Origin of the sequence: Rhizobium sp. LCM 4573 (assembly GCF_001854865.1) — a bacterium.
In the GTDB taxonomy this organism is placed as follows: Bacteria; Pseudomonadota; Alphaproteobacteria; order Rhizobiales; family Rhizobiaceae; genus Neorhizobium.
On record NZ_MDDW01000003.1, the window covers coordinates 300,253 to 315,924 of the forward strand.

The 15,672-nt window shown below is 58.9% G+C and carries 12 protein-coding genes and 3 pseudogenes; 3 read left to right on the forward strand and 12 right to left on the reverse strand.

All coding sequences use genetic code 11. The features are described from left to right. Window positions 1-19: 19 nt before the first annotated feature. The 5 genes and pseudogenes from LCM4573_RS08240 to LCM4573_RS08260 form a co-directional block, all read right to left on the reverse strand. Window positions 20-763 (reverse strand): annotated as a pseudogene (locus LCM4573_RS08240) (ABC transporter ATP-binding protein); the annotation flags it as partial. Window positions 764-766: 3 nt separating this feature from the next. Beyond that, window positions 767-1,591 (reverse strand): carbohydrate ABC transporter permease, encoded by an 825-nt coding sequence (locus tag LCM4573_RS08245; RefSeq protein WP_071005772.1) that lies wholly within the window; start codon window positions 1,589-1,591, stop codon window positions 767-769. Further along, window positions 1,588-2,301 (reverse strand): annotated as a pseudogene (locus tag LCM4573_RS08250) (carbohydrate ABC transporter permease); the annotation flags it as partial. The pseudogene LCM4573_RS08250 and the gene LCM4573_RS08245, both read right to left, overlap by 4 nt. Window positions 2,302-2,391: 90 nt before the next feature. Further along, the gene (locus LCM4573_RS08255; RefSeq protein WP_071005773.1) at window positions 2,392-3,639 is read right to left on the reverse strand and encodes a type II toxin-antitoxin system HipA family toxin; all 1,248 of its coding nucleotides are present in this window, start codon (window positions 3,637-3,639) and stop codon (window positions 2,392-2,394) included. Next, a complete protein-coding gene (locus LCM4573_RS08260; protein WP_071005774.1) occupies window positions 3,632-3,967 on the reverse strand; it encodes a helix-turn-helix domain-containing protein in 336 nt (111 codons plus the stop codon). The genes LCM4573_RS08255 and LCM4573_RS08260 overlap by 8 nt, the downstream gene beginning before the upstream one ends. Window positions 3,968-4,059: 92 nt before the next feature. Between LCM4573_RS08260 and LCM4573_RS08265 the strand changes: the two are divergent. Together LCM4573_RS08265 and LCM4573_RS08270 are read left to right on the forward strand one after the other, a co-directional pair. Further along, window positions 4,060-4,251: pseudogene (locus LCM4573_RS08265) on the forward strand (hypothetical protein); the annotation flags it as partial. 218 nt (window positions 4,252-4,469) lie between these two features. After that, window positions 4,470-5,387 (forward strand): nucleotidyltransferase and HEPN domain-containing protein, encoded by a 918-nt coding sequence (locus LCM4573_RS08270; protein WP_071005776.1) that lies wholly within the window; start codon window positions 4,470-4,472, stop codon window positions 5,385-5,387. A gap of 48 nt (window positions 5,388-5,435) precedes the next feature. Here LCM4573_RS08270 and LCM4573_RS08275 read toward each other — a convergent pair whose 3' ends face one another. From LCM4573_RS08275 to LCM4573_RS08295, 5 genes are all read right to left on the reverse strand, one after another. Next, the gene (locus LCM4573_RS08275; protein ID WP_071005777.1) at window positions 5,436-7,439 is read right to left on the reverse strand and encodes an aldo/keto reductase; all 2,004 of its coding nucleotides are present in this window, start codon (window positions 7,437-7,439) and stop codon (window positions 5,436-5,438) included. 44 nt (window positions 7,440-7,483) lie between these two features. Then, window positions 7,484-8,566, reverse strand: coding sequence for an ABC transporter ATP-binding protein (locus tag LCM4573_RS08280; RefSeq protein ID WP_071005778.1), 1,083 nt, complete (start codon window positions 8,564-8,566; stop codon window positions 7,484-7,486). A gap of 11 nt (window positions 8,567-8,577) precedes the next feature. Then, entirely contained in the window at window positions 8,578-9,414 is an 837-nt protein-coding gene (locus LCM4573_RS08285; protein WP_071005779.1) for a carbohydrate ABC transporter permease, read from the reverse strand. After that, on the reverse strand, window positions 9,411-10,271 hold the full coding sequence (locus tag LCM4573_RS08290) for a carbohydrate ABC transporter permease (protein WP_071005780.1): 861 nt from the start codon (window positions 10,269-10,271) through the stop codon (window positions 9,411-9,413). The genes LCM4573_RS08285 and LCM4573_RS08290 overlap by 4 nt, the downstream gene beginning before the upstream one ends. Window positions 10,272-10,340: 69 nt before the next feature. Continuing rightward, entirely contained in the window at window positions 10,341-11,615 is a 1,275-nt protein-coding gene (locus LCM4573_RS08295) for a sugar ABC transporter substrate-binding protein (RefSeq protein ID WP_071005781.1), read from the reverse strand. 86 nt (window positions 11,616-11,701) lie between these two features. Between LCM4573_RS08295 and LCM4573_RS08300 the strand changes: the two genes are divergently transcribed. Then, entirely contained in the window at window positions 11,702-12,592 is an 891-nt protein-coding gene (locus tag LCM4573_RS08300; RefSeq protein ID WP_071005782.1) for a helix-turn-helix domain-containing protein, read from the forward strand. Window positions 12,593-12,605: 13 nt separating this feature from the next. Here LCM4573_RS08300 and LCM4573_RS08305 read toward each other — a convergent pair whose 3' ends face one another. Both LCM4573_RS08305 and LCM4573_RS08310 read right to left on the reverse strand, forming a co-directional pair. Further along, on the reverse strand, window positions 12,606-13,979 hold the full coding sequence (locus LCM4573_RS08305; protein WP_071005783.1) for an alpha-glucosidase/alpha-galactosidase: 1,374 nt from the start codon (window positions 13,977-13,979) through the stop codon (window positions 12,606-12,608). 23 nt (window positions 13,980-14,002) lie between these two features. Further along, a complete protein-coding gene (locus LCM4573_RS08310) occupies window positions 14,003-15,670 on the reverse strand; it encodes an ABC transporter ATP-binding protein (RefSeq protein ID WP_071005941.1) in 1,668 nt (555 codons plus the stop codon). Between the last annotated feature and the right edge of the window lie 2 nt (window positions 15,671-15,672).

Here is a 15,672-nt window from a genome sequence, read left to right on the forward strand (position 1 = left end):
CCAGCGCTCTAGAACGGAAACGAACATAGGAACCTTCATAGAGGTTCATTTTCGGCGAACCGATGAAGCCCGCTACAAAAGGTGTTGTCGGGTTGTTGTAGAGATCAAGCGGTGTTCCCACCTGCTCTATCCTGCCTCCGTTCAACACCACGATCTTGTCGGCCATCGTCATGGCTTCAACCTGATCATGCGTGACATAGATCATCGTCGTACGGAGCTTGGCATGGAGATCGGTCAATTCAACTCGCATCTGTGATCGAAGCGAGGCGTCGAGGTTGGACAACGGCTCGTCGAACAGGAAGACTTTCGGATTTCGAATGATTGCCCGGCCAATCGCAACGCGCTGACGCTGACCGCCAGAAAGCACCTTTGGCTTTCGATCTAGAAGATGAGACAATTGCAGGGTTTCTGCAGTTTTCTTCACCTTCTCGGCAATTTCGGCCWTGGGCAAACCAGCCAGCGAAAGGCCGAAGCCTATGTTTTCTGCGACCGTCAGATGCGGGTAAAGCGCATAGGATTGAAACACCATGGCGATGCCGCGCTTGGAGGGCTCGGCATCGGTTACGTCGTGACCATCGATGAATATCCTCCCAGAGCTGATGGGTTCGAGGCCGGAAATCATGCGCAGCAAGGTCGATTTTCCACAGCCAGAGGGGCCGACGAAGACACAGAACTCGCCGGCCTCGACGCTCAATTGAATGCTCTTCATAACCTCCAGGCTGCCGAAATTTTTGGAAACCTTGTCGAGTAGCACACTTGCCATGGATCAGCCTTTCACCGCACCTGCGGTCATGCCGGCGACGATCTGCCGGTTGAAGAAGATGAAAACGATGAGCGGCGGAATGGTCACCAGCAGGATGTTCATGAACAGCAGATTGAACTGCGTCTGGAATTGTCCCTGAAAATTATAGAGGGTTAGTTGGACGGTCACGTTCTCACGCCCGGGCAGATAATAAAGGGGATGGGTAAAATCATTGAAGATGGCGATGGACTGCACCACGATGACCGTCACCGTCACCGGTTTCAAGAGCGGCAAGATGACCCTGAAGAAGAGTTGCAACGGCTTAGCGCCATCTATGATCGCTGCCTCGTCCAGATCGCGTGGGATCGTAGCGATGAAGCTCCGAAACAGGAGGATCGTGAAGGCAAGACCGTAGGCAATATGGATAAGGATCATGCCCTGAAGGGTTTTGAATAGCCCAAGCGATTGCAAGACCCATATGGTCGGCACGACCGCGGGCGGGATCATCAAACCTGCAAGCACGAAGGCGAAGATGAACTTGTTCCATCGCGATGGTCGCCTCTGCAGGATGTAGCCGACCATCGCCCCGAAAAGGACGAGAAACGATACCGCAAAGATCGTGATCACGATGGAGTTGAAGTAGGCCAGTAGCAGCATGTAGTTGCGTGCCTCTATGACGTCCATGAAGTTTTCCCAAAGCCGCCACTCGGTGGGCAGGCTGAAGGTTAGCCGCGCGGCCTCCTGCCGTGTCTTGGCAGCCGTCAGGAAAATGAACAAAAACGGAAGCACAAAAATGAAGCCGCAGGCCACCAGTGCGGAAATCCCGATCAAGAATTGGCGCCTGCTCATACATCGACCTCCCTGCGGTTGAACCACACCGTGAGCGGCAGCACGATCAGCGCAATCAGCAGGAACAGGATAACGTTGCCTGCGGTGGAGAGCCCGTAAAACCCGGCTTGATACTGCTTGTAAATGACGCTGGCCAGAACATCCGAGGAGAAGCCGGGACCTCCTCTCGTCATGGCCCAAACCAGATCGAAGCTTCTCAAGCCCCCGATCAGGGACAAGGTAACGACGGTGACCGTGGCCGGTCTGACGAGTGGTATCGTGATACGGAAGAACATCTGTCGTCGCGTTGCTCCATCGATGCGCGCGGCCTCATAATATTCCGGSCCGATAGACGCCAATCCAGCGATGAAAATGACCGTGGCGAGGCCAACACCCTGCCAGAGGTCGACCAGGATGATGGAATAGAGCGCCCAATCCGGATTGGTCAGCCAGCCGGGGCCGGTGATGCCGAGTGCAGCCAGCGCGACATTGAACGTTCCGCGCGTGGGATGCATGAGAACGGAAAAGGTGATGCCTACACCGATGGTGGAAACAAGGACCGGGAAGAATATCGCAGTGCGCAGAAAGCTCTGTGCCCATATGCCGGATGTCAGCAATACTGCAAGAAGCAGGCCGAATACCGTCTTCGCGGCCGAAGTTGAGAGCGCGTAAATGACCGTGTTGACAAGGCCCTGGATGAGAAAGGGCTCTCTGAAGAAGTATCGATGGTTACATCGAAAACGATCATTTATATTTGAAATAATGTCATGAGCGCGGGATACGTTCAAATAAGCCAATAAAGATTCAGGCCACTGCCTTCGTTACAGTGCCAGCGCTCGCTTCAGGTCGTCATGCTCAAAGGCGGTGGCCATGCGATTGATTTCGCTGCCACGTGCGCCGACTGCCTTGGCAGTATCTCGCCAGGCTGATGTGACGGTTGCAACCTCTTTGATGATGACGCGTGCTTGCGTCAGCGTGAGCGCAAAATATCCCGATGCAGCCTCCAGAAGATCGAGTGAGCAGGTGCCTTCATCGAGGTCGATATTGGTGGTCAGTACCCGAACCTTGAGATCAGTCGGCACGGGATTGAGATCGTAGGCCGGCGACAGCGACCAACCTGACTTGCCCAGCCACAGAAATCCATGATTGCGCAGGTGATCATCGACATTCGAGATCAGCACGTTGAAAACCAYGCGCCTATAGAGGGCATGGGCGTCGGTCTTTCCTTGCGCCCCGTGCTCCGCGAGCGCATCGACAATTTCAGGATAACTGCCGCGCTCGCCATCCCTGGCTCCCATCATTGCCATCGCTGACAAAAATGGAATGCGGATGGCGCCGCTACGATCGAAGCGTCGAGACAGCATGACAGCTTTGCCGGCCACCTCGATAAGTTCGTGTTGTGGAGTCGCGATACCGGCCTTGTCAGCAAGCCGAAGGGCGATCTCCTCCCAGGTCTCCATGCTGTATTCGTCGGTCTCCTTCGGAAACTTGGCGATGGAAAGATGGCCATGCTGATCGACGACGGAGGCTTTCGGCCGTGCGCCGCCCAATGACGAGCCGGGGGCAAAGATGAGTTGGAGGTCTTCGTCTGTCTCTTCGTCACGCAGAATGCGCTCGGTGATCTGCAGAAGGCGACCAAGCTCGATAACGGCCGGGACACCGGTCTGGATGGGAGCTTGGAAGACCTCCTCCCCGACCCACCGGAACCGCAGCGCGCCGAGACGGGTTTCGTCGGCGACACCCAGAAGGTAGTCGCTTTCGGCGAGTGTGCGAACGGCTCGTACCTGGCGTTCCGCGATCCGTCGCTCGGCGCGCTGCATCAGCCGCCGCCCCCAGGTGTCGGGAGCGGAGTCACCGATCGACCCGAACGTTGCCAACCCTGCCGGCGGAGCGAAGGCCCCGCGTGTCAATGAAAGCGCAGGTTCCAGCGAGAAGCGATCAGGATCCTTCAGCCAGGCATCGTCATACTCGAACAGTATGGTCTCAGAGCCGCGGATGCGATTGCTCCTCGCAAGACCAATTCTGCGGGTATCTCCAGCAAGGTCGATATGAACTTCGAAGTCAGCCATCGCGAGATGATCCTGACGCAGGCTTCAGGCGAACGCGCTTTGGCAGGTCGGCGCTGGCAAGCGCCTGGCCAACACTGTCGTTGCTGATGTCAGCAACCTGGGTCAGCCCGTCGAGGAGGCCTAGGGCTTGAAGGACCCCGGCGTAGATGCCGATGCTGACATTCGTGTCGCCCGCCTCTATTTTTTGCAGCGTCGAGCGCGACGTAAAGGCTCGCTCTGCTACCACAGCCATCGGCAACCTACGTCGGCGACGAGCGTCCTGGATATCCGTACCAAGCTTTCGCAAAGCCCGCCGAACTGCTGCTGAGGGTTGATGTGGGGTAGGCATGTGAGACCTTTGCGCTACAAAATCGGACTTTATGTAGCACCAAGCTCACAATATTTCCAGTATGGCGTACTGCTCCGTCAGAAGGCCAGGCTGTGTATGCAGATGCTTCGCTGGCGATGGAGATGGCGGATCTGATCCGCTTCAAGACCTCGACGCTGACAGCGATCGGTTTCCAGCGCAACGGTGTCTGGGGCGAAGAAACCGCATCGCGGAAGATCGAACATCTCGGGCTGATGTTCGGCGCGCTGGCCGCCTCACCTGCCGGCATCGTCAAGGGGCGCGGCGGCCATCTAAACTTATCTGCCCATCCGAGGATAGAGAAGGCTCGGTCTGGGGCATCCTTGCGATAACGCTCAGGTTGCTTTTTCATCTGCTGAGCAACCTCCAAGAACTCAAGGCGTCATTCGTTATCTCAGATAGATCAATCTTCAATTCTTTCATAACGCAGTACCCATGAATTCCGGTAGTAGACGGCGAATCGCGTTTGCCCTATCGATGGGATATGAAATCGAGCCTCGAACATCTGCCCGAGAAGAAGCAGCGCGAGCTTGCCCGCGTCGTCGAGATCATCCACGAGGAGTTTGCCGATACACTCGCGGGAAGCTCGGCCGCCTTCAAGACGCGTGGGCGGATCCTGAAAATCATCCTGTTCGGCTCCTATGCCCGCGGCACCTTTGTCGATGAGCCGCATACGATGAAGGGTTACCGCTCCGATTACGATATCCTGGTCATCGTCAGTTCGAAGAAACTCGCCGAGCCGCAATATTGGGATAAGGCGACCGACCGGCTGATGTGGGACAAGGGTGTCTCGACACCGGTCGGCCTAATCGTGCACTGCGCTCGCGAGGTGAACAACTTCCTGGCCGACGGGCAGTATTTCTTCGTCGACATCCTGCGCGAGGGCATCGTGCTCTACGAACTCGACGATCGGCCACTGGCCGAACCGAGAAGGCTTACTCCCGCCGATGCGCTCAGGGTGGCGAAGGAGCATTTCGACAAAAAATATTCGGCGGCGGCCAGCTTTCTCGATACATCACAATATCTGTTCAAGAAGAGTCAGTTCAATCATTCAGCATTCGAATTGCACCAGTCAATCGAGATCGCCTACTCCTGCCTGCTCCTCACGCTCACCAACTACAGCCCACCATCGCACAATCTCAAATTCCTGYGTGGCCTTGCCGAGGATCATGATCGCCGGCTCATCGAAGCTTGGCCGCGCGACCAGCACCGCTTTACCGCCTGGTACAACATCCTCAACGAGGCCTATGTGAAGGCCCGCTATTCGAAGCACTTCGAGATCACCGAGGAAGCGCTCGCCTGGCTTCTCGAGCGGACGGAGCATCTCCACCGCCTCATCGAGACGATCTGCAAGGAGCGGTTGGTGGAATTAGAACAGAAAGCGAGCTTTGACCGCGGCTGATCGGACCGACGAGCGAATAAGCGATCGTCGGTCCGCGCTTGATGGTGATTAGCCCTCGAGCCAGCGAACTTCCTCATCCGAAAGCTCGATCTGAAGCGCCGAGAGGCTATCCTCAAGTTCGGCTACGGTCCTGGGGCCAATGAGCGGAACGACGGGAAACGGTTGGGCAATGACATAGGCAAGCGCGATATGGATCGGGCTGCATCCCCGCTTCTTCGCCAGCTCGATCGCCCGATCGCGACGCTCGAAATTCCGCTCGGAGTACCATACCCGGACGATCTCCTCATCATCACGCTTGTCGCGTCCGGCCCTTTCCGTGAAGAAGCCGCGCCCCTGGCTCGACCAGGCGAAATTGGGAATTTGCCGCTCGTTCAGCCATCTTTTCCAGTCGGCATCGGAGGCCGCGACACATCCTGCCCAGATCGGATCCAGCATCTCTGCAAGTGAAAAGTTATTGGAAAGCGCAGCCGGAGCGATCTTGCCGTTTTTCGCGGCGTAGTCGGCTGCTTCGTCCATACGCTCGCGGTTCCAATTCGAGCCACCGAAAATGCCTCGAATCCGGCCTCGCCTGACCTCCGCATCCATGGCGTCGACGAACTCGCCGACCGGAATATCYGGATTGTCACGATGCATGAAATAGACGTCGACATAATCGGTTTTCAGCCGCTCCAGCGACTGATCCAACTGCCTGGCGATCACATCCGGATAGCAAAGCGGCGAATGCGCGCCCTTCCCGATCAGCACGATCTCCTCGCGGGGCACCCCGCGGCTGGTATGCCAATCGCCGAAAATGCTCTCCGTCTTGCCCCCGGCATAGATATACGCCGTATCGAAGACATTGCCCCCTGCCTCGTAAAAGGCGTCAAGCGTGAGCGAAGCGGCAGCGAAATTCGGGAAGAACTCGAAGCCGAGAGCGGCAGCCGAGGCCGGCTTGTCGAGACCGGGAATCCGGCGCTTTGGAATGCTGTTGCCGGCCCTGACGACCTCGCCCGCAATATTCGTGATGCGCTTGGCAGCCGTCTCGACCCCATATGCGAGCCCGACTGACGCCCGCCAGCGATCGAGCACACGCAGGTTGCCGATCGAGTCTGCGGCGTTCATGCCTGGGAAAGCAAATTCCGTTTGACCGGTGCGGATCGCTTCGCCCACGGCATCGACTTCGAAGGAATAGAGGTAGCGTTTCTCTTCAACCTCAACCGTCTGCCTCTCGTTGCCTTTTATGATCTCGATGCGGCCCACACCGCCCTGCCGGCCGGAGGCAAACCAGAAATCCTTGACCTCGATGCGGCCCTTCGAACCAATGATCCGCAAGGTATTGTCCTGCTGCGCCATGATCGAGCAGGATACTTCCGCAATGATGCCGCTCTCGAACTTCAACACCGCCGACGCCCATTCATCGACGCCGGACTGGCCGAGATGAGCGACACCGGAGACGGTTACAGGTTCGACAAAGGATTTGTCCTCGGCAGCGCCCGCCAGCATGCGCACCATCGATACCGGATAACCGCCGACATCGAGAATGCCGCCGCCAGCCATGTCATTGGCGAACAGGCGGTGCTCGGGCCGGAAAGAGCCCATGTCGAAGCCGAAGCTGGAGCGGATGAGCCTCACCTCGCCGATCGCCCCCTCCCTCACCAGATCGACGATACGCGCGGTCTGCGGATGGAAGCGATACATATAGGCTTCGCCGACGAACACACCGGCCTTTTTTGCCTCATGGAACACGACATCCGCATCGAAGGCCGAGAGAGCCATGGGCTTTTCAATCAGCACATGCTTGCCCGCGCGAATGGCCTTTATCGCCCATTCCGCATGTCCGATATGAGGCGTCGCGACATAGACGGCGTCGACCTCCTCGTCGGCAAGCAGCGCCTCGTATCCTTTGACGATGCGCGCACCAGGAAAGCCCTCGCCAAGGCCCGGCTTGTCGGGATTGCGGCTGGCGATCGCGACGAGCTTGCCGCTCGTGGAATGCGCAATCCCCTCCGCGAATGTCCGCGCGATGGTGCCGGGGCCGATAATGCCCCAGCGGATCTGTTGTTCTGAACTCATGGATTTTCCTCTTGGTCAGTCTTGGGAGAGATGGGATGGATCGATCAACGCAGGCGGCTWCCTTCCGCGTCGAAAAGGAAACAGCGTGCGGCGGAGAGCCCGATCGTGAGACTGTCGCTATCGCCGCCATGCCGCGATTCCGGACGTTCGATGATCAGCGGCTCGTTTGAGATCGTGGCATAAACATAGCTGGTATGACCGAGATGTTCGGCGACATCGATCCGGACAGTCAGGTCCGCGTCGCCRGCGCCCCCATTGACGAAATGCTCCGGCCGAACGCCGAACGTGACCTGCGAACCGGCCGCCACGGCACTGGAAATGGGAAGCGTCAGCTTGACCGCAGGGTCCGAGAGCAAGGAGACGGTGGTGCCGGAAGCGCCCTGCCCTTCTACCTTCGCCTTCATGAAGTTCATCTTCGGCGAGCCGACAAACCCGGCCACGAACTGATTGGCCGGATCGTCATAAAGATCGAGTGGCGCCCCCACCTGCTCGATGCGCCCTGCCCTGAGCACGACGATCTTGTCTGCGAGCGTCATCGCCTCGGTCTGGTCATGGGTGACATAGATCATCGTCGTTCCGAGCTGCTTGTGCAGCCTGGAGATCTCGACACGCATCTGCACGCGAAGCTCAGCATCCAGATTGGACAGCGGCTCGTCGAATAGAAACACCTGAGGCTCGCGAACGATTGCCCGGCCGATCGCGACGCGCTGCCGCTGGCCGCCAGAAAGCTGGCCGGGACGCCGGTCCATCAACTCGTTGATCTGCAGGATGTTGGCTGCCTGCGCGACGCGACGCTCGGTGTCTTCCTTCGGGTTGCCATTCATCTGGAGGCCGAAGGAGAGGTTCCGCCGCACCGTCATATGCGGATAGAGCGCATAGGACTGGAAAACCATGGCGATACGCCGCTCCGACGGCTCGACATCGTTGACCACCTTACCGCCGATCTCGATCGTTCCAGCCGAGGTATCCTCGAGCCCGGCGATCATGCGCAGCAGCGTCGATTTTCCACATCCGGATGGGCCGACGAAGACGACGAATTCGCCGTCTCCTATCTCGAGATTGGCGCCATGGATAACCTCATAGGCCCCGAACCGCTTGACGACGTTTGTGAGTGTAAGTCCGGCCATGCTGCCTCCGGTTACTTGATCGCGCCGGCCGCAATGCCGGAGATGAAATGGCGTTGCAGGAAGACGAAGACGACAAGGATCGGGGCGGTCAACAGCACCGCTCCCGCCATGATCCCGCCCCATGAAACCTTGGTGAGACCGATCAGCGTGCCGAGCGCGACCGGCGCCGTCATCATTCCCGGTCTCGAATTAATGAGCAGCGGCCAGAGATAATTGTTCCAGGACGCCAGGAAGAGGATGATCGACAATGCCGCCATGGTGGGCCGCGCCAGCGGCAGGGCGATATGCAGGAAGATGCGCCATTCCTTTATGCCTTCGACGCGGGCGGCGTCGAACAGCTCCCCCGGCATCATCGAAAAGGACTGCCGCATGAACAACACGCCGAGCGAATTGAACAGCGGCGGCACGATCAGCGCCACCCAGGTATTGGCAAGCTTGAACTCCCGCGCCACCATGATGAACTGCGGGATGACCACCACCGCGAACGGCAGCGTGATCGTGCCGAGAATGATGGCGATGACCATGGAGCGACCGGCGAACCGATAGCGCGCAAGTGCCCAGCCGGCCATCGAGGTCAGCATCACCGAAAGGACAGTATAGATGACGGCGACGGTGATGGAGATGAACATCGCCCGCAGGAAATTCGTGTCCGCCTGCAGATTGTTGAAGTTTTCGACGAAGTTCGTCGATGGCCAGAGAACGATATCAGGGCTGAAAATGCCGTAGTCCGGCATCGTCGAGAACACGAACATCATCCACAGCGGAAAGAGCCAGATGATGGCAAGCGGCGTCAGCACCGCATGCAGGGCAAGCCTTTGCATCATCAGTGTGCGGAATTTCGACTTCATTTCGCCTCCCTCCCGATGAACAGATTAAGGAGCGATATGGCCACGGCGAGCGCCGCGATCGTATAGGCTATTGCCGACGCGTAACCGAAATTGAGCGAGGTAAAGCCCTGCCTGTAGAGAAACAGGCCAAGCGTCTCCGTGCCGCCRCCAGGGCCGCCGCGGTTGGTGATCAGGAACGGTTCGGCGAACAATTGCATCGTGCCGATGACCGAGAGCACCACACAGAAGAGGATGATCGGTTTCAAGAGCGGCAGCGTGATATGGAAGAACTGCTGCACCTTGCCGACACGGTCGAGCGTTGCCGCCTCGTAGACGTCGCCCGGAATGGATTGCAGGCCCGCCAGGATGATGATGGCGTTGTAACCGGCCCATCGCCAGGTCACCGCTATGATGACCAGCGCCATGGCAGCAGTCCCATTGTCGAACCACGAAACGGGGGCWAGCCCGACCGAACTGATCAACTTGTTGATGATCCCGAAATCGATACTGAACATTAGCCGAAAGACCGCCGCATAGGCCACCTCGCCGACGACCACGGGAGCGAAGAAGGCAAAGCGGTAAAGCGGTCGCGCCTTCAGGAGCGGTGAGTTGAGAAGCACCGCCATCACCGTCGCGAGCGCAATCATCACCGGCACCTGGATGACCAGGATGATCAGCGTGTTGTAGAGCGCATTATAGAAAGCCGGATCGGCGACGAGCCGGCCCCAGTTGACGGTAAGGCTGAATTTCCACGGATTGACGCGCGTGTTCTGAAAGGAAATCAGAAACGAATTGATGATCGGCCAAAGCCAGAAGGTCGCGAAGATCAACAGATAGGGGGCAAGGAACGCATAGGCGATCCTGTTGCGCAGGGGCATCGTCTTCTCCCGTCACCGAATTTCAATGGAATGGACCGGCCGGGCGTTTTTCCGCCCGGCCGAGCTCGTTCATTCAGCGATGGGAAGTCCGGTTGCCGTCTCGATCTGCTTGGCGGCTTCGTCCAAAGCCGCCTTTGCATCGGGATAATCGTTTGCGAAATACTTGGTCTGGGCTGCCCGGTAGATCGATTCAGCGTCAGCCTGGAAGGCAGTCCCTCTGGCCGGAACGATCTTCGGCAGGGTGGCAAGAATGTCCGACCAGACAGCCTGACCGCCCCAATAGGGTTGCGGTTCCTTGACGAAGGGATCCTGGACCGCGCTCAGGAGCGAAGGAACGAGACCGAATGATTTCAGCATCGTGACCTGTCCTTCATTCGTGGTGAGCGCATATTCGACGAATTTCCAGGCCGCTTCCTTGTTCTGCGATGCCTCGCTGATCGCCAGCGAAGATCCGCCGAGATTGGCGGCATGGGGACCGTCAGCGGTCAGGCTCGGCATGGGATAGACGCCCCATTTCCCGGCAAGATCGGGCGAGCCGGAGCGTATGGTGCCTTCGTACCAGCCGCCATACATCTGGCTGGCGGCCTTGCCCGCCGTGTYCGCCTGAATTTTCTGATCCCAGATGGCGGCCGTGATGATGCCGGCGTCCTTCATCTCCTTGAGCTTTTCGAGCGTCGCGACACAGGCCGGCTGGTTGATGGTGATGCTCTGGCCATCTGTCGAAAAGTAACCACATCCCTGCTCGTTGGCGATCATCCGGAACCATTCGCTGTCGCCGTTGAAATCGGCCTGAGCCATCACGGTACCAGGATTGGCTTCCATGACCTTTTTGCCGGCCGCAAGGAAATCGTCCCAGGTCTTGATCGCCGTCGGGTCGACACCCGCCTTTTCATAAAAGTCCCGGCGATAGAAGACGGCGACCGGACCCGAATCCCACGGCATGGCATAGGCGACACCGTCAACCTCAAGCTCCGTGCGCTTGAATTCGGGGAAAAGCGCCTGCATTTCCGGGGTATAGCCCAGTGCGGTGAGGTCGGTGAAACAATCGGGGAAGCGGTTCCAGAACACCTCCGCCTCGAAATTCTCGATGGTCACGATATCCGGCAGGCCGTCCCCGCCGGCAGCACAGGCTGCCAGGGCCTTGTCGAAGACCTGGCTATTGCCAAGATCCTCGACCGTGACCTTGATGTCGGGATATTTCTTGTTGAAGCCTTCAAGCGTGGATTTCAAAGCCGAGGCTGCGACGTTCCAGCTCCATATGGTGATTTCGGTGGACTGCGCAGCGGCAGGCCCTGATCCGAGGAGCGCAAGCGAGACCGCTACGCCGAGGAATTTGGCGTCCATTGAAAACCTCCCTTTTTCAATTGCCGTTCTTCATCGAACATGGGCAGATTATCGCCCGACGAAAATCTGTCTCGTACAAAGGGAATATGGATTTGGCGGAAAGTAAGGTTGACGAAAGAGCGATCTACCACCCCGGCGCCAGCAGCATCGAGGGCTTTCCGACCACGCTGCAATTGTTCCAGGGCCATCCCAGGATCATGCTCCGCCCTCACTGGCATGCGCAGATCGAAGTGAACTATCTGATGCGCGGCACCGTTCATTACCGCATGGGAAGCCACAAGGTGCGGCTCGATGCCGGGCAGATGTGCCTGTTCTGGGGCGGCCAGCCACATCAGATGGACGAATCGTCGGATGATTCTCTCTATGCCGGCGCCCACCTGCCGCTCGTACATTTCTTCCGCATGCGCCTTCCCCCTGCGGTTTCCGGCATGCTGATGAATGGCGCCACGATGCTGACATCGGCGACCGACGGAGCAGACAAGGAGAATTTCCCGCGCTGGGTCCGCTATGTGAACTCGGGCGATGAGGCAAGGGCTCAGCATGCGGTGGAGGAACTGCTGCTGCGCGTTGAAAGGATGTTCTTCGAGCCCTATTCCGTTGTGACTTCCGAGAAGGGCTCGGCGAACGACAATGCTTCGGCCACGCCTTCGATCAGCGTGGTGCGCATGTGCGACTTCATCGCCGCCAACTTCCTGGAGGAGATCGATGCCGCCGACATTGCCGCCGCCGCCGGGCTGCATCCGAAATACGCCATGAACCTGTTCCGCAGGTCAACCGGGATGACCCTGATCAAATACCTGACATTGCTCAGGCTTTCGCGCGCACAGGCCATGCTGGTGAACGGCAACGACAGCATATTGCAGATCGCCATGGACAGCGGCTTCGGCTCGGTGAGCGCCTTCAACAAGGCTTTCCGGCTGATTGCCGGCATGGCGCCCTCCGACTTCCGCCGCGACGTGCGTGTCGCGGCGGTGTGAGGTCCCGTGCGGTTCAGACCGCTTTCGCGTGCCTGATCGGCGCCTGCGCCCATTCGGGTAGCCAGGTGCCATGAGCCGCGATCAGATCATCGACCAGAGACCAGATCTGGTCGAGATCCAGTTCGGCCGCCGTATGCGGGTCCATCATCGCCGCATGATAGATATGTTCGCGATTTTCCGTCATCAGCGCCTGCACGGTCAGTTCCTGGACGTTGATGTTGGTGCGGATAAGCGCCGTGAGCTGCGGCGGCAGCTCACCGATATAGGTGGGCTGGATGCCCGAGGCATCGACGAGGCACGGCACTTCCGCGGCGCAATTTTCCGGCAGCGAGGTGATGCAGCCATTGTTGCGGACATTGCCGTAGATCACCGAAGGTTCGCCGGTCCAAACCGAGTTCATGATCGAGGAGGCATATTCCTTCGACTGGGTTATCTCGATCTTCTCGGCCGAACGATAGGCCTCCGCCTGTCCTTTCCAGCGCTCGATCTGCTCGATGCAGCGCTTCGGATATTCATCGAGCGGAATGCCGAATTTCTCGATCAGGTCTTCGCGCCCCTCCTTGATGAAATAGGGCGTGTATTCCGCGAAATGCTCCGAGCTTTCCGTGACGAAATAGCCAAGCCGCGTCAGCATCTCGTAGCGCACCTTGTTCGGGCAGCGCGGGTTCCAACCGGGTTTCGGCGCGCGTCCCTCGCGATAGGCGCGCACCAGGTCGGGATAGAGGTTCCTGTAGGAACCGTCCGGCTGCCGGTGCTCGAATTTGAGGTAAAACGCCATATGGTTGATGCCAGCCGAGCGGTAGCGGATTTCCTCGTAAGGGATGTCGAGGTCGTGCGCCAGTTCCATGGCAGTGCCCTGCACCGAGTGGCAAAGCCCTACCTGCCGGATCGTCGGATATTTTTCCGCGATCGCCCAGGTGTTGATCGCCATCGGGTTCACGTATTGCAGCATGATCGCGTCCGGGCAAACGGCGAGCATATCCTCGCAGATCCTCCACAGATGCGGCACGGTCCTCAAGCCCCGCATGATGCCGCCGACGCCGAGCGTATCCGCGATCGTCTGGCGGAGGCCGTATTTCTTCGGCAGCTCGAAATCGGTCACCGTGCAGGGTTCGTAACCGCCGATCTGGAATGCGACGACGACGAAATCCGCGCCCGCCAGCGCTTTGCGCTGGTCGAGATGGGTTTCGACCTTCGCCTTAACGCCGAGCGTGGTGACCAGCTTGTTGACGACGATCGCGCTTTCTTCCAGCCGCTGCGGGTTGATGTCCATCAGCGCGATCGTCGCGCCCGACAGAGCCGGACGCTGCAAGACGTCGCCGATAATGTTCTTCATGAAAACAGTGGAGCCAGCTCCGATGAACGTGATCCTGGGATTTCGTGCCATAACAAACCTCCGGCATTCGGCAATCATGCTACTTCGAAAGCGGCCTTGACGAGCCGTTCCGTGTAGGCGGTCTTGGGATTGGATAGAACTTCGTTGACGGGTCCCTCTTCCATGATCTGGCCGTGCTGCATGACAATGACACGGTGGCAGAGCGCCTTCACGACCTTGAGGTCGTGGGAAATGAAGAGGTAACTCAAGCCCCTCTCCTCCTGCAGTCTGCGCAGGAGATCGATGATCTGCGCCTGGACCGAAAGATCAAGCGCCGAGGTCGGCTCGTCGAGCAGAATGAATTCGGGCTCCAGCGCGATCGCGCGGGCAATCGCGATACGCTGGCGCTGGCCGCCCGAAAACTCGTGGGGAAAGCGCGAGAGGATGTTCCCCGGCATGCCGGCCGCAATCAGTGCCTCGCGCACCCGGTCCAACCGTTCGGCCTTGCTGGCGCCGAGCCCGTTGACGACCAGCCCCTCCTCGATGATCTGGCCGATCGTCATACGGGGATTGAGCGAGGAAAACGGGTCCTGGAAAACGATCTGCATGCGGGAGCGCAGCGGCCGCATCTCGGCGCGCGAGCGACCATGGATCGGCTGGCGGTCGAAAAGGATTTCCCCGCTCTCGGCATTGGTGAGCCGCAGCAGCGCCTGCCCGAAAGTCGTCTTTCCCGAGCCGGATTCGCCGACCAGCCCGAGTGTCTCGTGACGGCGCAGCGTCAGGTTCAGACTGTCGACAGCCACCAGTTCGCGAAGCGCCGGCTTGAAGAAACCGCCATGACGCAGCATGAAGGAGACACRCACCCCTCGCGCATCGAGGATGATATCGGAACTCTCCGGCAGCGGCTTGGCCTGGCCGCGCGGCTCCGAGGCAAGCAGTTGCTTGGTATAGGGATGCTGCGGGTTGGTGAAAAGCTGCCCCGTCGTGTTGTGCTCCCGCATTTCGCCATGCTGCATCACATAGACGTAATCGGAGAACTTTCGGACGATCGTCAGGTCATGGGTGATCAGCACCACCGCCATGCCCCGCTGCTGTTGCAGGCTGCGGATGAGATTGAGGATCTGCGCCTGCACCGTCACGTCGAGCGCCGTGGTCGGTTCGTCGGCGATCAGCACATCGGGATCGTTGGCAAGCGCCATGGCGATCATCACGCGCTGGCGCTGTCCACCGGAAAGCTGATGCGGATATTGCCGGAGCCGGGCCTCCGGATCGGGAATCTGCACCTGTTTCAACAATTCCAGCGCGCGGGCCTCGGCCTGCCTGCGGCTCATCTTGCGATGAACACGGATCGCCTCGACGATCTGGGTGCCGACCGAGTAGAGCGGATTGAGCGAGCTCATCGGCTCCTGGAAGATCATCGAAATCCGGTCGCCTCTCAGCCGGCGACGCGCCTTTTCGGAGAATGTGAGGATATTGGCCCCATCATATTCAACGCTCGCCTTCGGCGACACGCTGGCGCGCTTGGAAAGCAGGCCCATGACGGTACGTGCCGTCACCGACTTGCCGGAGCCGGATTCCCCGACAATAGCGATCGTCTCGCCGCGATAGAGCTGGAAAGAGACGTCCTTAACCGCTTCCACGAGGCCGTGTTCCACCGTGAAGTTCACGCCGATATTGCGGGCATCGATGATAGGATTTTCCGACCGGACACCGTGGTCGCGGCGGGTAGACGGCGCAAAGGAACTGACGAGTGCAAGAGCCATCT

What these genes read in the sequence shown, in the direction of transcription:
- LCM4573_RS08245 (WP_071005772.1), bottom strand. Translation starts at nt 1,591, where the DNA reads ATGAGCAGGCGCCAATTCTTGATCGGGATTTCCGCACTGGTGGCCTGC.
- LCM4573_RS08260 (WP_071005774.1), bottom strand. Translation starts at nt 3,967, where the DNA reads ATGCCTACCCCACATCAACCCTCAGCAGCAGTTCGGCGGGCTTTGCGA.
- LCM4573_RS08285 (WP_071005779.1), bottom strand. Translation starts at nt 9,414, where the DNA reads ATGAAGTCGAAATTCCGCACACTGATGATGCAAAGGCTTGCCCTGCAT.
- LCM4573_RS08300 (WP_071005782.1), top strand. Translation starts at nt 11,702, where the DNA reads ATGGATTTGGCGGAAAGTAAGGTTGACGAAAGAGCGATCTACCACCCC.
- LCM4573_RS08305 (WP_071005783.1), bottom strand. Translation starts at nt 13,979, where the DNA reads ATGGCACGAAATCCCAGGATCACGTTCATCGGAGCTGGCTCCACTGTT.